Raw genomic sequence first — 22,721 nt, forward strand, 5'->3', positions numbered from 1 at the left:
GGGTCCGGCGAAGCCTGTGAGTTACCGGCGTCGTGGACTCCGCCGAACCCTCATCCGGCGCTTCGCGCCACCTTCTCCCGGTGGGAGAAGGGAAACCTAGCCAGGAGTTCCCATGACCGCACCCCGCACGCAACAGGACTGGCAGGCGATGGCCGCCGGTCTGTCGATCCGTACGCAGGCCTTCATCGATGGCAAGTACGTCGATGCGGCATCCGGCAAGACGTTCGACTGCATCAGCCCGATCGACGGGCGCGTGCTGGGCCAGGTGGCCGACGGGCAGGAAGAGGACATCAACCGCGCCGTCGCCGCGGCGCGGCGCAGCTTCGAGGCGGGTGCGTGGTCGAACGCGCGCCCGACGCACCGCAAGAAGGTGCTGCTGAAATTCACCCAGCTGATCGAGCTGCATGCCGACGAACTGGCGCTGCTTGAGTCGCTCGACATGGGCAAGCCGGTCGGTGACGCGCGCAGCGTCGATCTCGGCGCGACCATCCGCTGCATGGGCTGGACCGCCGAGGCGCTGGACAAGGTCTACGGCGAAGTCGCCGCCACCGGTCCGGACGAACTCGGCCTGATCACGCGCGAACCGCTGGGCGTGGTCGGCGCCATCGTGCCGTGGAACTTCCCGCTGCTGATGGCGTCGTGGAAGCTGGCGCCGGCGCTGGCGACCGGCAACTCCATCGTGTTGAAGCCGTCCGAGAAATCGCCGCTGACCGCGATCCGCCTGGCCGAGATCGCCATCGAGGCCGGTATCCCGGCCGGCGTGCTCAACGTGGTGCCGGGCTTCGGCAAGACCGCTGGCGAGCCGCTCGCGCTGCACATGGACGTGGACGGGTTGGTGTTCACCGGATCCACCGCGGTCGGCAAGCGGCTGCTGCAATGCGCCGGTCTGTCGAACATGAAACGCGCCTACATGGAGTGCGGCGGCAAAAGCCCGAACATCGTGTTCGCCGATGCGCATGATCTCGGCGTCGCAGCGAAGGCGGCGGCGGGCGGCATCTTCTACAACCAGGGCGAGGTCTGCACGGCGGCCTCGCGCCTGCTGGTCGAGCGCTCGATCAAGGACGAGTTCGTCGCCCGCGTGGTCGAGGCCGGCAAGGCGATGCGCCCGCGCCATCCGCTCGATCCTGGCGCGCCGATGGGTGCGATGGTCGACGAAGGGCAGACGCAGCGCGTGCTGGACTACATCGAGAAGGGCAAGGCCGAAGGTGCGCGCCTGGCGCTGGGCGGAACGCGCGCCGAGGTGGAGGCCGGCGGCTGCTACATCGAGCCGACCGTGTTCGACGACGTGGCGCATGAGCACACCATCAGCCGCGAGGAGATCTTCGGCCCGGTGCTGTCGGTGATCGGTTTCGACAGCGAGGAAGAAGCCCTGCGCATGGCCAACGACAGCGAGTACGGCCTGGCCGCTGGCGTATGGACGCGCGACATCAGCCGCGCGCACCGGGTGGCGCGCAAGCTGCGTGCGGGCAGTGTGTGGGTCAACTACTGGGACGGCGGCGACATGACCGCACCGTTTGGCGGCTACAAGCAGTCCGGCAACGGCCGCGACAAGTCGCTGCATGCCTTCGACAAGTACACCGAGATGAAGGCGACCTGGATCAACCTGGGTAGCTGAGGCACGGCTCCCTTCTCCCCGCGCGGCGGCGACATGCTGTTCCTTCTCCCCGCAAGCGGGGAGAAGGTGCCCAACGGGCGGATGAGGGGCGAGCGCGGTAACGAATCGGGCGCGCAGCTCTCGCATCTCCGTTCGCCCCTCACCCGCCCCCGTATCAAGTACGGGGCAGGCTCTTCGGGCACCCTCTCCCCGCAAGCAGGGAGAGGGACTTCCCATTGCGTACCAAAGGGTGGTGGTTCTGCCAGAATCGCCCCGACCCACCGACCGGCCCGTCCATGAATGCCACCGCCGCTGCCTCCACGCCCACCAACTCGCCGGGGCGCGTGCTGTTCGCCAGTCTGATCGGCACCACCATCGAGTTCTTCGATTTCTACATCTACGCGACGGCGGCGGTGCTGGTGTTCCCGCACCTGTTCTTCCCGCAGGGCGATCCGACCACCGCGACGCTGCAGTCGTTCGCCACCTTCGCGCTGGCCTTCATCGCACGACCGGTCGGCTCGGCGCTGTTCGGCCACTTCGGCGACCGCGTCGGCCGCAAGGCGACGCTGGTGGCAGCGCTGCTGACGATGGGCATTTCCACGGTGCTGATCGGCCTGCTGCCGACCTACGCGCAGGTCGGCATCGTGGCGCCGTTGCTGCTGGCGCTGTGCCGGCTGGGGCAGGGCATCGGCCTGGGCGGCGAATGGGGCGGGGCGGTGCTGCTGGCGACCGAGAATGCGCCGCCCGGCAAGCGCGCGTGGTACGGAATGTTCCCGCAGCTGGGTGCACCGCTCGGCTTCCTCTGCTCGACCGGCATCTTCCTGCTGCTGACCGAGGTGATGAGCGACGCGCAGTTCCTCGCCTGGGGCTGGCGCATCCCCTTCGTCGCCAGCGCAGTGCTGGTGTTCGTCGGCCTGTGGGTGCGGCTGAGCATCGCCGAGACGCCGGATTTCCAGAAGACGCTTGACCAGGACGAGCGCGTCAAGGTGCCGATGCTGACCGCCGTGCGCGAGCATCCGTTCGCGCTGGTGACCGGCACCTTCGCGCTGGTCGCCACCTTCGTGCTGTTCTACCTGATGACGGTGTTCGCGCTGAGCTGGGGGACGTCGAAGCTGGACTACTCGCGCGAGCATTTCCTGATGCTGCAGATGGTCGGCGTGCTGTTCTTCGCGCTGACCATCCCGGTATCGGCGCTGTACGCGGACCGCTACGGGCGGCGCAACGCGATGATCGTGGCCACGTTGCTGATCATCGGCTTCGGCTTCCTGTTCGCGCCGCTGCTGGAATCCGGCAGCGACCTAGGGGTGCTGGCGTTCCTGGCATTGGGGTTGGGCGCGATGGGCCTGACCTACGGGCCGTGCGGCACGATCCTGGCGGAGATGTTTCCCACGGCCGTGCGCTACACGGGCGCATCGCTGGCGTTCAACCTGGCCGGCATCCTGGGCGCCTCGCCGGCACCGTACATCGCCACGCGACTCGGTGAGCGCTACGGGCTGGCGTCGGTGGGCTGGTATCTGGCGGCGATGGCCGCGATGACGCTGCTGGCGTTGCTGGTCATGCCGCGACGCAGTGCGTCCCGTTAACCGAACAGGCGCTTCACGGTGCGGCTGAGCCAGCCGCCCTGCTGGTGGTCGCGGACGAACTGGTTGAGGTGGCGCTTCACCGAGTCCGCATAGGCCTTGTCGTCGTTGCGGATGTGGTTGAACAGCCAGCGCGACAGCATGCTGCGCAGCTCGTCCACGATGTCCTCGCCGGCCTCGAAGCGCAGGCGGTACTCGGACACGCGCTTGGTGAACACCTCGTGCACACGCTTGTGCGCGGCGCTGAACGGGTAGCCGGCTTCCTCCATCAGCTCTTCCTCGAAGGCGAAGTGCGACAGCGTGTAGTCGACCAGTTCGTCGATCACCTCGCCGACGGCGAAGCGTTCCATCGATTTCTGGGTCACGTGGAGGTGATTGATCATCTCCACGATGCGGCGATGCTGGCCATCGATGATGTCGATGCCCGTGTCCATGTCGTCCTGCCAGATCAGCAGTGTCATGTGCGGATTCCCCCTGCCGGCGGATGCCGGAATGCAGGGGGAATCTAGGTGCGCGCTCCCGTCGCGGCATTGATTCCGATCAATGTCGCATGCGGCCGACAGTCGCAGGGACCGGAATCGCAGGTGTGGGAGCGACGTAAGTCGCGAGCTTTTGTCTCAAAGACTGCAAAGCTCGCGACTTACGTCGCTCCCACAGGGATCGCAGTGGCGGCTTAGCCGCTCGATACCACCCGGTTGCGGCCGCCGGCCTTGGCCAGGTACAGGCGCCGGTCGGCTTCGCTGATCAGGTGGTTGAGCGTCTGGCCGGGGAAGCGGGTACGGAACACGCCGATGCTGACGGTCATGCGCAGCTTGTGGCTGCCGACGTCGACTTCCAGGGCCTCGATGGCTGCGCGCAGCGACTCGAAGTACTCCACCGACTCGTGTTCGCCCAGGTACGGCACCAGCGCGCAGAACTCCTCGCCGCCGAAGCGGGCGATCAGGTCCTGCGTGCCGGCGTGGCGCGCGATGGCCTGGGCAGCCGCCTTCAGCGCGACGTCGCCGGCCTCGTGGCCGTAGCTGTCGTTGATGTGCTTGAAGTGGTCGATGTCGATGATGGCGGCGGTGACGGCCTGCTGGCGCCCCAGCGTGTTCGGCAGCAGCGCGTGGCATTCGGCGAGGAAGTGGCGGCGGTTCGGCAGGCCGGTCAGGAAGTCGCGGGTGGCGAGGTCCTGCAGCGTACCGATCAGTTCCAGCTGGTCGATGTTCTGCGACACGCGGCAGAAGAATTCCTCGCGCGAAAAGGGTTTATGCAGGAAGTCGTTGGCGCCGCTCTTCAGGAAACGCGGCACCAGGCTGCCGTCGCTGGTGCCGGAGATGCCGATGATCGCCAGGTGGTCGCGCGCATGCCGCGCGCGCAGGCGGCGGGTGAATTCGTGGCCCTTCATGCCGGGCATTTCCTGGTCGACGATGGCCAGGCGGATGTCCGGATTCGCGTCCAGCATCGCCAGGCCGGCTTCACCGTCGGCCGCTTCCACCACGCGGAAGCCGTACATCGACAGCAGCGCCGCCGCATGCTGGCGGGCGGAACGGGAGTCGTCGACGATCAGCGCGGCGATGCGGCGGTTGCGCTCCAGGCGCTGCACCAGCCAGACCAGATAGTCGATGCTGCCGGGCGTGTTCTTGAGCACGTAGTCCACGACCTGCCGGCGCAGGACCTGCTCGCGCATCGCGTCGTCGTAGACGCCACTGACCACGACCGTCGGCAGCTGGCGCGACAGGAAGAACTCGACCACCTCGTCGTGGCTGCCATCGGCCAGCACCAGGCTGGTGACGGCCATGAACCAGTCCGGATGCTTTTCCAGCGCCGTGCGTGCCTCGCCCAGCGTGGCCGCGTAGACCACGGGCAGGTTGAGCTTCTGCTCGATGGCCTCGCCGATCAGCCGCGCGTGCGTGCGCGAGTTCTCCACCACCAGGATGCGCTGGGGGAGAGGGGCGGCGTTGGCGATGGTGGGTGCGACGCGTTGCGGACTGGACATGCTCGGGGAGGCCGAGGAAGGTTTCCTGTCACGTCTATCGGCGCCTGCGGGCGGAACTTGAGAGCGGCGTCACGGAACAGGGCGCCGCGGTGGACGCCCTACCAGAGCGCGTCGCGCAGCTTGTACCAGGCCATGGCCGCAACCAGCAGCGGCGTGCGCAGGGTGCGGCCACCGGGGAACGGGTGGTGACGGATCTTTGCGAACAGGTCCAGCCGCTCCGACTGGCCGCGGATGGCCTCGGCCATCACCGTGCCCGCCAGTCCCGCCGCGATCAGGCCATGGCCGGAGAAGCCCTGCGCGAAATACAGGTTCGGCGACAACCGCCCCCAGTGCGGGGCGCGGTTGAGCGAGATGTCGATCATGCCGCCCCACAGGTACTCGATGCCGACGTCGCGCAGCTGCGGGAAGACGCGGTGCATGCGCCGCGTCATCACGCCGCGCAGGTTGGGCGGGGTCATCGTCGAATAGCTGGCGCGCCCGCCGAACAGCAGGCGGTGGTCGCGGCCCAGGCGGAAGTAGTCCAGCGCCCAGTTGGTGTCGGCCACCGCCATGTCGTTGCGGATCAGCTCGCGTGCGCGCGCTTCGCCGAGCGGCGGGGTGGCGGCGATGTAGGTGCCGACCGGCATCATCCGCGACTCCAGTTCCGGCGCGATACCGCGCAGCAAGGCATTACCGGCCAGTATCGCGGTGTCGCAGACGACTTCGCCGTGTGCGGTCTTCAATACCGGACGCGTCCCCCGCACGAGCTCCGTCACGCGGGAGCCTTCGAAGATGCGCACACCGGCGTCCAGCGCGGCGCGTCCGAGCCCCAGCGCATAGGCCAGCGGGTGCAAGTGGCCGCTGACCGGGTCGTACATCGCGCCCAGGTAACGGTCGCTGGCGAGTTCGCTGCGCAGGCGCTCGCGGTCCCACCACTGAACCGGATGGCCGTAGCGGGTGTTGAAGTCCTCGACGGCCTCTTCCACGTCGCGCTGCTGGCGCGGCTTGATCGGCACGGTGGCGTGGCCATCGCGCCAGTCACAGTCGATGCCGTGCCGGTCGATGCGACCGCGCAGCCAGCGCAGGCCGTCCACCGACATGTCGAACATCTTCTTCGCGTCGTCGAAGCCGATCAGCGCTTCCAGCTTGGCCTCGCCACAGCCGAAGCCGGCGATCGCCTGGCCGCCGTTGCGGCCCGACGCGCCCCAGCCGATGCGCTCGGCCTCCAGCACGACGACCTTGTAGCCGGCTTCGGCCAGTTCCAGCGCTGCAGACAGGCCGGTATAGCCGGCGCCGAGGATGCAGACGTCGGCTTCGATCCGGCCCTCCAGGGCTGGCTGGGCGGGCAGGGGTGTAGCGCTGGCGGCGTACCAGCTGTCGGGATAAGTCAGCCTATCCTGAGCCGGGCTCATGACCGATCGATCCCGTCATTCCTGCGAAAGCAGGAATCCATCTCGCTGTTGATTTGTCGCTGTTGGGGCGCAAAAGCAACATGGATTCCGGCGTGCGCCGGAATGACGATGGAAGGTGTGCGTGCCATCCCCATCACACCGACCGCAGGTACCACGCGTACTCCAGATCGGTCACCTCGGTATAGAAGCTGTGCATCTCCTTGAGCTTCTGCTGGCCGTAGATGTGCTGGAACGAGGTGCCGAACTGTTCGCGGATGAACTCGCTGCCCATGAACGACCCGATCGCCTCGCGCCAGAACGGCGTGCGGATCTCGGTCTGGTCGTAGGCGTTGCCGGTGATCGGCGGGCCGGGGTCGAAGCCCTGTTCGATGCCGTGCAGCATGCCGGCGAGCACCGCAGCGGTGACCAGATAGATGTTGGCGTCGGCGCCGGCGATGCGGTGCTCGATGCGTGTATTGGCCTCGTCGCTGTGCGGGATGCGCATGGCGACGGTGCGGTTGTTGTAGCCCCACACATCGTTGAGCGGGACGAACGCATTCAGTACGAAGCGCCGGTAGCTGTTGGCGTGCGGCGCGAACAGCAGCAGCGCATCCTGGTCGCTGCGCTGCAGACCGCCGATGGCATGCTTCAGCGCGTCGGCCGGAGCGGAGGGCGGCGAGGCGAAGATGTTGCGGCCGTCGGCATCCAGCACGCTGGCGTGGATATGCATGCCGCTGCCGGCTTGTTCGGCGAACGGCTTGGCCATGAAGCTGGCCATCAGGCCCTGCTGCTGCGCGACCGCCTTGATCGCGCGCTTCAGGTAGATGGCATCGTCGCAGGCGAGCAGGGCGTCGTCGCGGTGCTTGAGGTTGATCTCGAACTGGCCCGGCGCGTACTCCGCCACCGCGGTGTCGGCCGGGATGCGTTGCGCACGGCACGCCGCAGCGACCGCGTCGGTGAAGCCGCGGTAATCGTTGAGGTCTTCCATGTAGTAGACCTGCGTGCTGGTGTTGCGCACGCCGGTCACCGGATTGAGCGAGGTGCGCGGACGGCCCGCATCGTCCAGACGCTGGTCGAACAGGTAGAACTCCAGTTCCACCGCCACCACCGGCTTCAGGCCGCGGGCGGCATAGCGCGCCAGCACGCGCTTGAGCACCTCGCGTGGGTTCGCCTCAAACATGCCGCCCTGCGCGTCTTCCATGCTCAGCAGCAACTGCGCGGCGGGGCGGGGCGACCACGGCACCGGCCGCAGCGAGCCGGCTACGGGACGGCAGATGCGGTCCTCGTCGCCGATGTCGTAGCCCAGCCCGGTTTCCTCCACCGTGTTGCCGGTGATGTCGGTGGCGATCAGCGACATCGGCAGGCACACGCCGTCGCGGTAGACCTTCTCCAGTGCGTCGCGGGTGATGCGTTTGCCGCGCAGCAGCCCGTTCATGTCCGGCAGCAGCAGGTCGACCTGCTCGCAATCGGGAAGCGCGGCCAGCGTGGCGGCATCGTCATCGGGCAGGGAAGGCGCAGCGGAATCGGGGCGCATGGTGGTCATCCAGGAGGCTGCGGGGCAGCTTAGCAGAGCGGTCGATGCGTCAAGAATACTCAACGGAAGAATTTCAGTAACCGGTAGAAATGCCCGAAATTGGTGCCGCAGCGCACCATATCAGCGCCGAAAACGTCATTCGGCGGCGTCGTGTTGTAAAAATAAAACGGCCGGGTTAACTTGCAGACAAGCCACTTCGGGCTTCCTGCATGACCCCGCTGCCGCGGGTCGGTCTGCCGACCGACCACAAGCAAATCGGTGCGCATCCCTTTCTTGCCGTCGGCGAGAAGTACGTCCGCGCCGTGGTCGACGGGGCCGGTTGCCTGCCACTGCTGGTGCCCACGCTGGATCCCGTCCTACCGCTGCGCCAACTGCTCGATGGCCTTGACGGCCTGTTGCTGACCGGCGCGGTGAGCAACATCGAGCCGCATCACTACAGCGACGAATCCAGTTATGAGGGCAACCTGCTGGACCCGCGCCGCGATGCGACCAATTTGCCGCTGATCCCGCTCGCGATCGAGATGGGTGTGCCCGTGCTGGCGATCTGCCGGGGCTTCCAGGAAGTGAACGTGGCCTTCGGCGGCAGCCTGTACCAGAAGGTGCACGAGCAGCCCGGCTTCATGGACCACCGCGAGAACACGGACGATCCGCTCGACGTGCAGTACGGGCCGGCGCACGACGTCGCACTGGTGCCCGGCGGGCTGCTCGCCACGCTGGTCGGCGATACGCAGGTCACCGTCAATTCGCTGCATGGCCAGGGCGTGCGCCGTCTGGGCGAAGGATTGGTGGTGGAAGCACAGGCGCCGGACGGGCTGATCGAGGCGTTCCGCCATGATGGACCGGCCTTCATGCTGGCCGTGCAATGGCATCCGGAATGGAAGGTCACGGAAAATCCGTTCTACCTGGCCATCTTCCGCGCGTTCGGCGACGCGTGCCGCGCCCGCGCGGCAGGGAGGAAAGCGTGAAGCGGCGGCACCCGCCGCCATGGGAGGGCGGGCGCTGACGCGCCCGTACTGCAGGCGACCGGCATTCGACGCCGGCCTTTTCCTCCCAGGACCGTCATTCCCATGAGCCAGAAACAAGCGCAACGAAAAAAGAAGCAGGCCGACACCGCCGAACTGTCCGAAAGCTCGCTGCGGCGCTGGTTGAAGGAACGCAGCATCACCGAGGTCGAGTGTCTGGTGCCGGACATCACCGGCAATGCGCGCGGCAAGATCATCCCGGCCGACAAGTTCAGCCACGACTACGGCACGCGCCTGCCGGAAGGCATCTTCGCCACGACCGTCACCGGCGACTATCCGGACGATTACTACGAACTGACCTCGCCGTCGGACTCGGACATGTTCCTGCGTCCCGACCCGGACACGGTGCGGATGGTGCCGTGGGCCGCCGATCCCACCGCACAGGTCATCCACGACTGCTATACGAAGGAAGGCAAGCCGCACGAACTGGCGCCGCGCAACGTGTTGCGCCGCGTGCTGGCCGCCTACGAGAAGGAAGGCCTGCGCCCGGTCGTGGCGCCGGAGCTGGAATTCTTCCTGGTGCAGAAGAACACCGACCCCGACTTTCCGCTGCTGCCGCCGGCCGGCCGGTCCGGGCGACCCGAAACGGCGCGTCAGTCGTACTCGATCGACGCGGTCAACGAGTTCGACCCCATCCTCGACCTGATGTACGACTACTGCGAGGCGATGGAGCTGGACGTGGACACGCTGATCCACGAATCCGGTGCCGCGCAGCTCGAAGTCAACTTCACCCATGACGATGCGCTGTCGCGCGCCGACCAGGTATTCCTGTTCAAGCGCACCATGCGCGAGGCGGCGCTGCGCCACGGCGTGTACGCCACCTTCCTGGCCAAGCCGATGGAGAACGAGCCCGGCAGCGCCATGCATATCCACCAGAGCCTGCTGGACATCAGGACCGGCCGCAACGTGTTCACCGGAAAGTCGGAAGGCAAGGGCAGCAAGCTGTTCGGGCACTACCTGGCGGGCCTGCAGAAGTACGTGCCGATGGCGATGGCGTTCTTCGGCCCCAACGTCAATTCCTACCGCCGGCTCGCGCTTGGCCAGGTGGCGCCGATCAACGTGCAGTGGGGCTACGACAACCGCACCTGCGGCCTGCGCGTGCCGATGGACACGCCGGAGAACATGCGCGTGGAGAGTCGCTTCGCCGGTTCCGACGCCAACCCGTATCTCGCCATGGCCGGCACGCTGGCCTGCGGCCTGCTCGGCATCCGCGAGCAGCTCAAGCCGACCGAACCGCTGGCCAGCAGCGCGCAGGACGTCGGCTTCGAACTGCCGCGTTCGCTGGGCGAGGCCCTGGACGAACTGGAGGGCTGCAAGCCGCTGCAGGAACTGATGGGCGCGCGCTTCGTGCGTGCGTACGTCTCGGTGAAGCGCAAGGAATACGAGACCTTCTTCCGCGTGATCAGCTCGTGGGAGCGGGAATTCCTGTTGTTGAACGTCTGACTGTTGTTTCCTTCTCCCGCCGGGAGAAGGTGGCGCGAAGCGCCGGATGAGGGTGCGGCGGAATCGGGATGGTTCACCACCGATGATTCCGCCGGACCCTCACCCCAACCCCTCTCCCGAAGGGAGAGGGGCTCAATAATTGGAGCTCACATGACCCAACTCGACACCCGCACCCTGCAGAAGCTCGATGCCGAGCACCACCTGCATCCGTTCAACGACAACGCCGCGCTGGCGAAGAAGGGCACGCGCATCCTCACCAAGGGCGAGGGGTGCTATGTCTGGGATGCCGACGGCAACCAGCTGCTCGATGCGTTCGCCGGCCTGTGGTGCGTCAACATCGGCTACGGACGCAAGGAACTGGGCGAGGTGGCGTCGAAGCAGATGACGCACCTGGCCTACTACAACAGCTTCTTCCAGTGCACGACCGAGCCGACCATCGCGCTCGCGGCGAAGCTGGCGGAGCTCGCGCCAGGCGACCTCAACCATTCCTTCTTCGTCAATTCCGGCTCGGAAGCCAACGACACCATCCTGCGCATGGTCCGCCACTTCTGGGCGGTGCAGGATCAGCCGCAGAAGAACATCTTCATCGGCCGCCACGACGGCTACCACGGCACCACCATGGCCGGCGCCAGCCTCGGCGGCATGAAGGGCATGCACAAGCAGGGCGGTCTTCCGATTCCGGACATCCACCACATCGATCCGCCGTTCTGGTTCGCCGATGGCGGCGACCTGTCCGAGGACGAGTACGGCCTGGTCGCGGCGCGCCGGCTGGAACAGAAGATCCTCGAACTCGGCCCGGACCGCGTGGCCGCCTTCATCGGCGAGCCCATCATGGGCGCGATCGGCGTCTACATCCCGCCGAAGACCTACTGGCCCGAGATCGAGCGCATCTGCCGGCAGTACGACGTGCTGCTGGTGGCCGACGAAGTCATCTGCGGCTTCGGTCGTACCGGCGAGTGGTTCGGTTCGCAGTACTTCGGGTTCCAGCCGGACATCATGCCGATCGCCAAGGGCATCACCTCGGGCTACATCCCGCTGGGTGCGGCCATGTTCAACGACCGCGTGGCGAAGGTGCTGAAGGAGCAGGGCGGCGAACTGGCGCACGGCGCCACGTATTCCGGCCATCCGGTCTGCGCGGCGGTGGCGCTGGAGAACATCCGCATCCTGCAGGACGAGAAGATCGTCGAGACCGCCAAGACCGAGATCGCGCCCTACCTGGCGCAGCGCTGGGCCGAACTGGGCGAGCACCGGCTGGTCGGACAGGCGCGCATCGCCGGCATGGTCGGTGCACTGGAACTGGTGCCGGACAAGGGCAAGCGCGCGTTCTTCCCCGAGCGCGGCACGGTGGGCCCGCGCTGCCGCGACCACGCGCTGAAGCACGGGTTGATCCTGCGCGCGACCTGGGACGCCATGCTGCTCTCGCCGCCGCTGATCATCACCCGTGAGCAGGTCGACGAACTGTTCGACAAGACATGGAAGGCGCTCAACGACACCGCGACGGACCTGGGCATGTGAGGTCACGGCATGGTCCGTGCGCTGCGTCACAGCGTCGCAGCCACGGCGTATGATGGTTCCATCCCCCGATCCTGTTCCATGGAGACCCCGATGAAGCTCAAGACCCTCACCGTCATGCTGGCCGCCGCCGTGCTGGCCGCCTGTGGCGGCAAGGACGACAAGGCCGCCGACGGCGCATCGTCGAAGACGCTCAACGTCTACAACTGGTCCGACTACATCGCCGAGGACACCATCCCGAACTTCGAGCAGCAGTCGGGCGTCAAGGTCACCTACGACGTGTTCGACAGCGACGAGATGGTCGAGACCAAGCTGCTGGCCGGCAGCAGCGGCTACGACGTGGTGGTGCCCTCGCTGAGCTTCCTCGGCCGGCAGATCCAGGCGGGCGTGTTCCTGCCGCTGGACAAGAGCAAGATCCCCAACCTGAAGAACGTCGACCCGAAGATGCTGGAGCGCATCGCGCTGCAGGATCCGGGCAACCAGTTCGCCGTGCCCTACCTGTGGGGCACCAGCGGCATCGGCTACAACGTCGACAAGATCAAGGCCATCTTCGGCGACACCGCCGTCACCGGCAGCTGGGACGTGGTGTTCAAGCCGGAGAACGCGGCCAAGCTGAAGGACTGCGGCATCACCGTGCTGGACACGCCGTCGGAGCTGATCCCGATCGCGCTGAACTACCTGGGCGAGGATCCGCACAGTTTCGACCCGGCCGTCATCGACAAGGCCGCGGCGCTGCTGAAGACAATCCGTCCGTACATCCGCAACTTCCACTCGTCCTCGTACATCAACGATCTGGCCAATGGCGACGTGTGCCTCGTGGTCGGCTGGTCGGGCGACATCATCCAGGCGCGCGACCGCGCCGCCGAGTCGGGCAATGGCGTGAACGTGGCGTACTCCATTCCGAAGGAAGGCGCGCCGCAGTGGTTCGACATGCTGGCCATCCCGAAGGACGCCAAGCACGTCGACAACGCCTACGCCTTCATCAACTACCTGCTGGACCCGAAGGTCGCGGCGGCCAACACCAACTACGTGACCTATCCGAACCCGGTGCCGTCGTCGAAGCCGATGGTCGACAAGGCCATCGCGGATGATCCGACGATCTATCCGCCGGCGGACGTGGACGCGAAACTGTTCACCTTCGCGGTGCTGCCGCCGGAAGTGGATCGCCAGTACACGCGCATCTGGACGGAGCTGAAGACCGGGCGCTGAAACACACAAGGGCGCGTGCCGTGACGGACGCGCCCTTCGTCATCGTGGCATCGCCCGAGGGAGCGGGTGGCGCCACCGGGGAGGGGTGGGGAGCACGACGGCACGGAACCGGCCACAGCAATGACAGCACGCCCGCGGCGGCCCAGGCCGGTCCGGGACCACATCAAGGCGCCCTCGCGGGCCGAACGGAGAGAGATTGATGAAACTGCGCGTACTGGCAACCACCCTGGCCCTCTGTACCCTTGCCGCCTGCGGCGGGAAATCCGGCAGTGACGGCGGCACCGACACCGGTGGCGCCAAGCAGGTCAACGTCTACAACTGGTCGGACTACATCGCCGAGGACACCATCCCGAACTTCGAGAAGGCCACCGGCATCAAGGTGACCTACGACGTGTTCGACAGCAACGAAGTGCTGGAGACCAAACTGCTGGCCGGCAGCAGCGGCTACGACGTGGTGGTGCCGACGATGAACTTCCTCGGCCGCCAGATCCAGGCCGGCGTGTTCCTGCCGCTGGACAAGAGCAAGATCCCCAACTACGCCAACCTGGACCCCGCCGTCATGAAGCGGCTGGAGAACCAGGACCCCGGCAACCAGTACGCCATTCCGTACATGTGGGGCACCACCGGCATCGGCTACAACGTCGACAAGGTCAAGGCCGCGTTCGGCAACACCGACATCGCCAACAGCCTGGACATCGTGTTCAAGCCGGAGAACATCAGCAAGCTCAAGGACTGCGGCGTGACGTTCCTCGATACGCCGTCCGAGATCATCCCGATCGCACTGAACTACCTGGGCGAGGATCCGAACAGCCACGATCCGGCGGTGATCGACAAGGCGGCCGCGCTGCTGAAGACGATCCGCCCGTACATCACCAACTTCCATTCCTCGCAGTACATCGACGCGATGGCCAACGGCGACACCTGCCTGGTGGTCGGCTGGTCCGGCGACATCATCCAGGCACGCGACCGCGCCGCCGACGCCAAGAACGGCGTCAACATCGCCTATGCCATCCCGAAGGAGGGCGCACCGCAGTGGTTCGACATGCTGGCCATCCCGAAGGATGCCAAGCACCTGGACGAGGCGTACGCCTTCATCAACAACCTGCTCGATCCGCAGGTGATGGCCAACAACTCCAACTTCATCAGCTATCCGAATGCCATTCCCAAGGCCAAGGCGCTGATGGACAAGTCGATCACCGACGATCCGACCATCTACCCGACGCCCGAGGTGGAAGCCAAGCTGTTCACCTTCGCCATCATTCCGCCGGAAGTGGACCGCCAGTACACCCGCATCTGGACCGAACTGAAGACCGGCAAGTAAGCGCCGCGACCGGGACGGACGGGGTCCGTCCCGGGACCAGCGATCACATCCACCCATATCCACGCCGGCGCCCATGCAGCCCGGCGACCAGGGGATTTCCATGGCGGCAGAACAGGGCAACGGCGCGGCACAGAACGGCAAGGCGAATGCGCAGGAGTACCTGCGCATCGTCGACGTGCGCAAGGAGTTCGACGGGTTCGTCGCGGTGGACGACACCAACCTGACCATCCGCAAGGGCGAGATCTTCGCGCTGTTGGGCGGGTCCGGCAGCGGCAAGTCCACGCTGCTGCGCTGCCTGGCGGGGTTCGAGAAACCCTCGTCCGGCAAGATCTACCTGGACGGGCAGCTGCTCAACGACCTGCCGCCGTACGAGCGTCCGCTCAACATGATGTTCCAGTCGTACGCGCTGTTCCCGCACATGACGGTGGAACAGAACATCGCCTTCGGCCTGAAGCAGGACGGGCTGTCCAAGGACGCCATCAAGAAGCGTGTGGAAGAAATGCTGGCGCTGGTGCAACTGGGCAAGCTGGCCAAGCGCAAGCCGCACCAGCTCTCCGGCGGCCAGCAGCAACGCGTGGCGCTGGCGCGCTCGCTGGCCAAGGGGCCGAAGTTGCTGCTGCTCGACGAGCCGATGGGCGCCCTCGACAAGAAGCTGCGCTCGCAGATGCAGCTTGAACTGGTCAGCATCATCGAGAAGTCCGGCGTGACCTGCGTGATGGTCACCCACGACCAGGAAGAGGCCATGACCATGGCCACCCGCATCGCGCTGATGGACCAGGGCTGGATCCGTCAGGTCGGCACGCCGGACGAGATCTACGAGCAGCCGACCAGCCGCTTCGCCGCCGAGTTCATCGGGTCGGTCAATCTGATCGAGGGCGCGGTGGAGGAAGATGAAGCGAACTACGTCACCATCCGCTCGCCGCAGCTGCCGGACCCGATCTACATCGGCCACGGCATCTCCGGCTTCGAAGGCCAGGAAGTCGGCTTCGCGGTGCGGCCGGAGAAGCTGGGCATCGGCAAGAACGAACCTTCGCAGGCACACAACAAGGCGAAGGGCGTGATCGAGGACATCGCCTACTTCGGCAGCCACTCTGTCTACCACGTGCGCCTGCCCAGCGGGTACAAGTTCATGGCCAACTTCGCCAACGTGCAGCGCTGGGCCAGCGAAGGGCTCACCTGGAACGACGAGGTCTGGGTGTGGTGGGGCGACAACGACGGCGTGGTGCTGACCTCATGAATCTCCTCCGCTCACTCACCAAGCGCCTGCCCGGGCCGCGCTGGGGCGTGATCTCGGTGCCCTACGTCTGGCTGCTGCTGTTCTTCGCCATTCCGTTCCTGATCGTGCTGAAGATCTCGTTCGCCAAGCTGGCGATCGCGATGCCGCCGTATACGCCCATCCTCGAGTACATCGACGAGGCGCTGACACTCAAGCTCAACCTGGGCAACTACGCGGCGCTGTTCACCGATTCGCAGTACGTGGCGGCCTACCTCAGCTCGATCAAGATCGCGGCCATCTCGACCTTCCTGGCCCTGCTGGTCGCCTATCCGATCGCCTACGTCATCGCGCGGTTGCCGCCGTCGACACGCAACATCGCGATGATGCTGGTCGTGCTGCCGTCGTGGACGTCGTTCCTGATCCGCGTCTATGCGTGGATCGGCATCCTCAAGAACAACGGCCTGCTCAACAACCTGCTGATGAAGATCGGCCTCATCGATGAGCCGCTGCAGATCCTGTACACGCCGCTGGCGGCGTACATCGGCATCGTCTACTGCTACCTGCCGTTCATGGTGTTGCCGCTGTACACCAACCTGGTGAAGCACGACCAGCGCCTGCTGGAAGCGGCCTACGACCTCGGTGCGAAGCCGTGGAAGGCGTTCTTCACCATCACGCTGCCGCTGTCCAAGGCCGGCATCATCGCCGGCTGCATGCTGGTGATGATTCCGGCGGTGGGCGAGTTCGTGATTCCCGAACTGCTCGGCGGCCCGGACACGCTGATGATCGGCCGCGTGCTGTGGGGCGAGTTCTTCAACAACCGCGACTGGCCGGCGGCATCGGCGGTGGCCATCGTCATGCTGATCCTGCTGCTGATCCCGATCCTGATCTTCAACCGGGTGCAGCAGCGCGAGATGGAAGGGAGGCTGACATGAGCCGCGCCGGACAACGCGCCGTCAACTGGACGGTGCTGGGGCTGGGATTCGCCTTCCTCTACATCCCGGTCTTCATCCTGATGGTGTATTCCTTCAACGAGTCCCGGCTGGCCACGGTGTGGTCGGGCTTCTCGTTCAAGTGGTACGGCGAATTGTTCCGCGACAAGCAGATGCTGGATGCCGCCTGGGTCAGCATCAAGGTGGCGTTCTGGACTGCGACGGCCGCAGTGGTACTCGGGACGATGGCCGCGCTGGTGATGACGCGCATGCGCCGGTTTCCGGGCAAGACGCTGTTCGGCGCGCTGATCACGGCACCGCTGGTGATGCCCGAGGTGATCATCGGCCTGTCGATCCTGCTGATGTTCGTCTCGCTGGGGCAGGTGGTCGGCCTGCAGCCGCGCGGCATCCTGTCGATCTGGATCGCGCACGTGACCTTCACCCTAGCGTTCGTCACGGTGGTGGTGTCCTCGCGCCTGTCCGAACTGGACAAATCGCTGGAGGAAGCCGCGATGGACCTGGGGGCGAACCGGATCAAGGTGTTCTTCCTGATCACGCTGCCGATCATCGCGCCCGCGCTGGTGTCCGGCTGGCTGCTCGCCTTCACGCTGTCGCTCGACGACGTGGTGATCGCCAGCTTCGTCGCCGGTCCCAGTTCGACCACGCTGCCGATGAAGGTGTTCTCGTCGGTGCGCCTGGGCCTGAGCCCGAAGATCAACGCGCTCGCGACCCTGATGATCCTGGTGGTCAGCGTGGCGGCCTTCGTCGGCTGGTGGTTCATGGCGCGCGAGGAGAAGCGACGCCAGCGCGACATGCAGCTGGCGTTGCAGGACAACGGGTAGTCGGCGTCGTTGCCAGTGTCCGTCATCCCGGCGAACGCCGGGATCCTTGTTCCGTCATCCCAGCGAAAGCTGGGATCCACTTTGATTGTCGTGTGCACGTCCCGTAAATCAGGGGCAGAAGCAGGATGGATCCCAGCTTTCGCTGGGATGACGGTGGAACCTTTGGCGGCGGAGGAGCTGTCCCGCCACGGCGCCATAACGTCGCCGCCTCCAGAATCGTTTTCCTCTTCCGGCAGACCACGACCCAGAAGCCGCCATGACCGTCGAAACCGTCAATCCCGCGACCGGACAGGTCGAATACCGCCACGAACTGATGACCGCCGCACAGGTGGATGCCGTACTCGCGGCATCCTCGCAGGCCTTCCCCGCGTGGTCCGCGCTGTCGCTCGCCGAACGCGGCAAGGTGATGCGCGCGGTCGGCGCCGAACTGCGCCGTCGCCGCGATGACATCCAGCGCATCATGACCGCCGAGATGGGCAAGCTGCGCAAGGAAGCCCTGGCCGAGGTCGACAAGTGCGCGGGCGCCTGCGACTACTACGCCGACCACGCCGCCGATTACCTGCAGGACCAGCCGGTCGCGACCGATGGCCAGCGCAGCTACGTGCGCTACGAGCCGATTGGCTGCGTGCTGGCGGTGATGCCGTGGAACTTCCCGATCTGGCAGGTGTTCCGCTTCCTCGCGCCGGCCTTCATGGCTGGCAACGTCGCGGTGCTCAAGCACGCGAGCAATGTGCCGCGCTGCGCGGACGTGATCGCCGAGGTGCTGAGGGCGGCGGGCCTGCCGGACGGCGTGTTCGGCGTGTTGCATATCGACAACGACCAGGCCGCCGAGGTGATCCGCGATGCGCGCGTCGCCGCGGTGACGCTGACCGGCAGCGAGCGGGCGGGGCGTTCGGTCGCCTCCAATGCCGGCGGCCAGCTGAAGAAGAGCGTGATGGAACTGGGTGGCAGCGATGCCTTCATCGTGCTCGACGACGCGGACCTGGAGAAGACGGTGGCCGGCGCGGTGGCCTCGCGCTTCGGCAATGCCGGGCAGACCTGCATCGCGGCCAAGCGCTTCATCGTGCAGGACGGCATCGCCGACGAGTTCGTGAAGCGCTTCGTCGAAGCCGCGGCGAAGCTGCAGCTCGGCGATCCGCAGGACGATGCGACCACACTGGCGCCGATGGCGCGGCAGGATCTGCGCGACGAACTGCACAGGCAGGTGCAGGCCAGCGTCGCGAAAGGCGCCAAGGTGTTGCTGGGTGGCGAACCCGATCCGTCGCACGCGGGCTATCCGGCGTCGATCCTCGATGCCGTGGCCCCGGGCATGCCGGCCTACGACGAGGAGCTGTTCGGCCCGGTCGCCAGCATCCTGCGGGTGAAGGACGATGCCGAGGCCGTGCGCGTGGCCAACGACACCACCTTCGGCCTGGGCGGCAGCGTGTGGACGAAGGATGTCGAGCGCGGCAACCGCATCGCGCGCGAGTTGCAGGTCGGCGCCGCGTTCGTCAACGCGATCGTGCGCAGCGACGTGCGCCTGCCGTTCGGCGGCACCAAGCGCTCCGGCTTCGGGCGCGAACTGGCCGAACACGGCATCCACGAATTCATGAACATCAAGTCGGTCTATATCGCCTGACCGATGGTTGCCTCGTAGAGCCGAGCTTGCTCGGCTGCCTGATCATGGACGTGGAGGGAAAGCAGCGGAGCAAGCTCCGCGCTGCGGTGTCCACGGGTGGAACGGATGGTTACGGTGGTTGCCGTTCCTAAGCGGTCGTGCCGGTGCCATCTTGTCGGCAGTTGAACTGGAGGCACCATGAGCACCCCGACCGATACCACGCCCGCCCGCGTGATCCGCACGATCCGCGGCCGACCCACGTCCGACGGCGCCGGCGTCAAGCTGACGCGCGTCATCGGTGGCCCCGACCTGCCGGACCTGGATCCGTTCCTGCTGCTCGACGAGTTCGGTACCGACAAGGCCGAGGACTACCTCGCTGGCTTTCCCGAGCATCCGCACCGGGGCTTCGAGACCGTCACCTACATGCTCGACGGCCGCATGCGCCATCGCGACAACCACGGCAACGAAGGCCTGCTGACACCGGGCGCGGTGCAGTGGATGACCGCTGGCCGCGGGCTGGTGCATTCGGAGATGCCGGAGCAGGAGTCCGGCCGCATGCGCGGCTTCCAGCTGTGGGTGAACCTGCCGGCGCGCGACAAGATGACCGAGCCGAAGTACCAGGAATTCGACCCGGAGAAGATTCCGGTCGCGCATCCGGCCAAGGGTGTGGAGGTGAAGGTCATTGCCGGCCGCGTCGGCGACACGCAGGGTCCGATCTCGCAGCCGGCCACCGATCCGGTCTATCTGGACATCGCGCTGCAACCGGGACAGGCGTGGGACTACACGCTGCCGGTCGGTCACAACGCGTTCGCCTACGTGTTCGAAGGCGCCGTGACGGTGGGCGAGGGCGATGAAGCGCGTCCGCTGGACACGCACGAGATGGGCGTGCTGGGCGGTGGCGATACGTTGCAGGTGCGTGCGGGAAGCCAGCCTGCGCGGCTGATCCTGGTGGCGGGGCGTCCGCTGCGCGAGCCGGTGATGCGCCACGGCCCGTTCGTCATGAACACGCGGCAGGAACTGATGCAGGCCTTCGTCGATTTCCAGGAAGGCCGGTTCTGAAGCAGAGGCGGCGGGAGAGCCTCCCGCCGCGGTGCGCGGTCGTCAGTTGCCGGCGGACAGCTGCGCGCCGGCACTGTGTACGTCGAGTTGGCGTGCCAGCGAGATCAGCGAACCGAGTTCTTCGGGCGACGCGGCATTGATCCACACCTGGGCGTAGCGGTCGTCGTCGTACTCGACCACGGCGATGCGCCGTGACGCCATCGCCGGCAGCGTCTCCTGCCCACCCAGGTTGGGCCGGTACCAGTACATTTTTTCGCCGGAGAACGTGCTTTCCTCCTCACGCAGGCGCCGTTCCAGGCTGATCCTGGGGTCGCGCGCGGTCAGCATCACGTTGAGCACCTGCCGGCCATCGTCGGTGGTCGCCTTGCAGGTGATGAAGCTCGCATCGACGCGCTGTTCCCAGGTGAGGCCGGCATTGGCCGGCAACGTCGGGCACGCCGGCGCGGTCTGCGCCCATGCGGCAAAGGAAAAGAGGCTGAGGCCAACGGCAATCACGGTCTTCATGTCATCCCCTGGATCGGACGCCCGGGCGTGGGCGGTGCCGCGTCATTCGCGCACCGCAGCGGGCCGCACTGGCCCAGCATCCCCTTGCATGCCACGGTGACGACTGCCGCTTTCCCCCGGCAGTCGTCCCGACCTTAGCCCATGCTGCGTCGCAAAACAACGCGGCACGCGTGCGAACGGCGACCCCAGTCACATCGATCGCGCCGTCGGCACCCGGCCAGGCCGGGCGCCGGACGCGTGGCTCAGTCGCGGTCGCGGCCCAGCCAGCCGTAGAGCATGCCGCCGATCAGGCCACCCAGGATGGGCGCCAGCCAGAACAGCCACAGCTGGCCGACGGCTGCGGGACCGGCGAACATCGCCACCGCCGTGGAGCGGGCCGGGTTCACCGAGGTATTGGTGACCGGGATGCTGATCAGGTGGATCAGGGTCAGCGCCAGGCCGATGGCGATGGGCGCGAAGCCCACCGGCGCGCGGCCATGGGTGGAGCCCATGATGACGATCAGGAAGAAGGCCGTGAGCACCACTTCGGTGAGGAAGGCGGCCGCGACCGAGAAGCCCCCCGGCGACATCGCGCCGTAGCCGTTGCTGGCGAATGCGCCGGCCGCGTTCGGATCGACCGCGAAGCCGGGATGGCCGCTGGCGATCTGCCACAGGATGAAGCCTGCCGCCAGGCCGCCGATTACTTGCGCCACGATGTACGGCAGCAGGTCCTTCGCCGGGAATCGCCCGCCTGCCCACAGGCCGAGGCTGACCGCCGGATTGAAATGGCCGCCCGAGATGTGGCCGAACGCATAGGCGCCGGTCAGCACCGTCAGGCCGAACGCGAGCGCCACGCCCAGCAGGCCGATCCCCAGCGGATTCCCGTCGCCCCCGAAGTTGGCGGCCAGCACCGCGCTGCCGCAACCGCCCAGGACCAGCCAGAACGTCCCCAGGAATTCCGCCGCGAGTCTCTTCGCCATCGCCATGTCAGCCCCATGTTGTGTGCGCCCCGTCACATGACGGTGCGCGCACGATAGCCGAAGCGGCGCGCGTCAGATGTTTGCTTTGCGTTACGCCGCGCGCATTCGAACGCCAATGAAGTGTGTCTCACATTTGCACGCCGACGGGCGGCGGACTCAGCGCTCCGGCAGCGGAATGAACTCGGTCTCTCCGGGGACGTGGCCGAAGCGGCCTTCCTGCCAGTCCTGCTTGGCCTGCTCGATCCGTTCCCTGGAACTGGAGACGAAGTTCCACCACAGGTGGCGCGGCGCATCCAGCGGTTCGCCGCCGAGCAGCATCGCCTTCACCGGCGTCTTCGCACGCAGGACCGGGCGGCTTCCGCGGTCGAAGACCACTAGGTGCTTCTCCGGCACGTCGGCACCGTCCACCTGCGCGTCGCCCTCCAGGATGTAGAGCGCGCGCTCGACGTGGCCACTGTCTATCTCGAACTCGGCATCCGGCTGCAGGTCGACGGCGACATTGAACGTGCCGCTGAACACCTTCACCGGCGACTCCTCGCCATAGGCGCGTCCGGCGATCACGCGCAGTCGCGCACCGGCGCGTTCGATCACCGGCAGTAGCGCCGCGGTGTGGTGATGGAACTCGGGAGCGACCTCTTCGGCCGACTTCGGCAGCGCCACCCATGTCTGCATGCCGTGTACGTCGTGGCCGCCGGTACGGACATCGCCGGGCGTGCGCTCGGAATGCGCGATGCCGCGGCCGGCGGTCATCCAGTTGACGTCGCCCGGCGAGATCACCTGCTCGGACCCCAGCGTGTCCCGGTGGTGGATCGCGCCGGCCCACAGGAAGGTCACGGTGGCCAGGCCGATGTGCGGATGCGGGCGCACGTCGATGCCCAGGCCGGGCTCGAACACGGCCGGCCCCATGTGGTCGACGAACACGAACGGGCCGACGCTGCGGGCCTGCAGCGTGGGAACGGCGCGACGTACGTTGAAGCCGCCGCCGAGGTCGTGCACGCGGGGCGCGATGATCGTGGTCATGGGCAGGTCCTCCGGGAGAGGCGTGCAGGATC

General features: G+C 66.6%; 19 protein-coding genes. 12 read left to right on the plus strand and 7 right to left on the minus strand.

Annotated elements, in window-relative coordinates; translation table 11 throughout:
* Positions 1-112: 112 nt before the first annotated feature.
* Positions 113-1,615, plus strand: a complete 1,503-nt coding sequence (locus CSC78_RS02375; RefSeq protein WP_162336309.1) for an aldehyde dehydrogenase — start codon at positions 113-115, stop codon at positions 1,613-1,615.
* A 275-nt stretch (positions 1,616-1,890) separates the two neighbouring features.
* Complete coding sequence (locus CSC78_RS02380; protein ID WP_162336310.1) at positions 1,891-3,177, plus strand: MFS transporter; 1,287 nt, start codon at positions 1,891-1,893, stop codon at positions 3,175-3,177.
* Here the strand turns inward: CSC78_RS02380 and CSC78_RS02385 are convergent.
* The 4 genes from CSC78_RS02385 to CSC78_RS02400 all read right to left on the minus strand — a co-directional run bounded on the left by CSC78_RS02385 (position 3,174) and on the right by CSC78_RS02400 (position 8,056).
* The gene (locus CSC78_RS02385) at positions 3,174-3,635 is read right to left on the minus strand and encodes a bacteriohemerythrin (protein ID WP_162336311.1); all 462 of its coding nucleotides are present in this window, start codon (positions 3,633-3,635) and stop codon (positions 3,174-3,176) included. The genes CSC78_RS02380 and CSC78_RS02385 overlap by 4 nt on opposite strands.
* 212 nt (positions 3,636-3,847) lie before the next feature.
* Positions 3,848-5,152 carry a diguanylate cyclase gene (locus CSC78_RS02390; protein ID WP_162336312.1) on the minus strand — a complete coding sequence of 435 codons (1,305 nt, stop codon included), beginning with the start codon at positions 5,150-5,152 and terminating at the stop codon, positions 3,848-3,850.
* Between the two features lie 98 nt (positions 5,153-5,250).
* Entirely contained in the window at positions 5,251-6,543 is a 1,293-nt protein-coding gene (locus CSC78_RS02395; protein ID WP_162336313.1) for an NAD(P)/FAD-dependent oxidoreductase, read from the minus strand.
* A 133-nt stretch (positions 6,544-6,676) separates the two neighbouring features.
* Positions 6,677-8,056, minus strand: a complete 1,380-nt coding sequence (locus CSC78_RS02400) for a glutamine synthetase family protein (RefSeq protein ID WP_162336314.1) — start codon at positions 8,054-8,056, stop codon at positions 6,677-6,679.
* A gap of 209 nt (positions 8,057-8,265) precedes the next feature.
* Between CSC78_RS02400 and CSC78_RS02405 the strand changes: the two genes are divergently transcribed.
* The 10 genes from CSC78_RS02405 to CSC78_RS02450 all read left to right on the plus strand — a co-directional run bounded on the left by CSC78_RS02405 (position 8,266) and on the right by CSC78_RS02450 (position 20,206).
* Positions 8,266-9,021 (plus strand): gamma-glutamyl-gamma-aminobutyrate hydrolase family protein, encoded by a 756-nt coding sequence (locus CSC78_RS02405; RefSeq protein ID WP_162336315.1) that lies wholly within the window; start codon positions 8,266-8,268, stop codon positions 9,019-9,021.
* A gap of 102 nt (positions 9,022-9,123) precedes the next feature.
* Positions 9,124-10,521 (plus strand): glutamine synthetase family protein, encoded by a 1,398-nt coding sequence (locus CSC78_RS02410; RefSeq protein ID WP_162336316.1) that lies wholly within the window; start codon positions 9,124-9,126, stop codon positions 10,519-10,521.
* A 150-nt stretch (positions 10,522-10,671) separates the two neighbouring features.
* Complete coding sequence (locus CSC78_RS02415) at positions 10,672-12,036, plus strand: aspartate aminotransferase family protein (protein ID WP_162336317.1); 1,365 nt, start codon at positions 10,672-10,674, stop codon at positions 12,034-12,036.
* Between the two features lie 90 nt (positions 12,037-12,126).
* Positions 12,127-13,242 carry a polyamine ABC transporter substrate-binding protein gene (locus CSC78_RS02420; protein WP_162336318.1) on the plus strand — a complete coding sequence of 372 codons (1,116 nt, stop codon included), beginning with the start codon at positions 12,127-12,129 and terminating at the stop codon, positions 13,240-13,242.
* 199 nt (positions 13,243-13,441) lie between these two features.
* Positions 13,442-14,563 (plus strand): polyamine ABC transporter substrate-binding protein, encoded by a 1,122-nt coding sequence (locus CSC78_RS02425; protein ID WP_162336319.1) that lies wholly within the window; start codon positions 13,442-13,444, stop codon positions 14,561-14,563.
* A gap of 100 nt (positions 14,564-14,663) precedes the next feature.
* On the plus strand, positions 14,664-15,800 hold the full coding sequence (locus CSC78_RS02430) for an ABC transporter ATP-binding protein (RefSeq protein ID WP_162336320.1): 1,137 nt from the start codon (positions 14,664-14,666) through the stop codon (positions 15,798-15,800).
* Positions 15,797-16,711 (plus strand): ABC transporter permease subunit, encoded by a 915-nt coding sequence (locus CSC78_RS02435; RefSeq protein ID WP_162336321.1) that lies wholly within the window; start codon positions 15,797-15,799, stop codon positions 16,709-16,711. The genes CSC78_RS02430 and CSC78_RS02435 overlap by 4 nt, the downstream gene beginning before the upstream one ends.
* Complete coding sequence (locus CSC78_RS02440; protein ID WP_162336322.1) at positions 16,708-17,550, plus strand: ABC transporter permease subunit; 843 nt, start codon at positions 16,708-16,710, stop codon at positions 17,548-17,550. Before CSC78_RS02435 ends, CSC78_RS02440 begins: the two co-directional genes overlap by 4 nt.
* 256 nt (positions 17,551-17,806) lie before the next feature.
* A complete protein-coding gene (locus CSC78_RS02445; protein WP_162336323.1) occupies positions 17,807-19,168 on the plus strand; it encodes an NAD-dependent succinate-semialdehyde dehydrogenase in 1,362 nt (453 codons plus the stop codon).
* Between the two features lie 177 nt (positions 19,169-19,345).
* Positions 19,346-20,206, plus strand: a complete 861-nt coding sequence (locus CSC78_RS02450; RefSeq protein WP_162336324.1) for a pirin family protein — start codon at positions 19,346-19,348, stop codon at positions 20,204-20,206.
* Between the two features lie 42 nt (positions 20,207-20,248).
* Here CSC78_RS02450 and CSC78_RS02455 read toward each other — a convergent pair whose 3' ends face one another.
* From CSC78_RS02455 to CSC78_RS02465, 3 genes are all read right to left on the minus strand, one after another.
* The gene (locus tag CSC78_RS02455; protein WP_162336325.1) at positions 20,249-20,710 is read right to left on the minus strand and encodes a hypothetical protein; all 462 of its coding nucleotides are present in this window, start codon (positions 20,708-20,710) and stop codon (positions 20,249-20,251) included.
* A 242-nt stretch (positions 20,711-20,952) separates the two neighbouring features.
* Positions 20,953-21,675 carry an aquaporin Z gene (gene aqpZ, locus CSC78_RS02460; RefSeq protein ID WP_162336326.1) on the minus strand — a complete coding sequence of 241 codons (723 nt, stop codon included), beginning with the start codon at positions 21,673-21,675 and terminating at the stop codon, positions 20,953-20,955.
* A gap of 150 nt (positions 21,676-21,825) precedes the next feature.
* Positions 21,826-22,689 carry a pirin family protein gene (locus CSC78_RS02465; protein WP_162336327.1) on the minus strand — a complete coding sequence of 288 codons (864 nt, stop codon included), beginning with the start codon at positions 22,687-22,689 and terminating at the stop codon, positions 21,826-21,828.
* Positions 22,690-22,721: the final 32 nt, after the last annotated feature.

It is taken from the genome of Pseudoxanthomonas japonensis (assembly GCF_010093445.1).
In the GTDB taxonomy this organism is placed as follows: domain Bacteria; phylum Pseudomonadota; class Gammaproteobacteria; order Xanthomonadales; family Xanthomonadaceae; genus Pseudoxanthomonas_A; species Pseudoxanthomonas_A japonensis.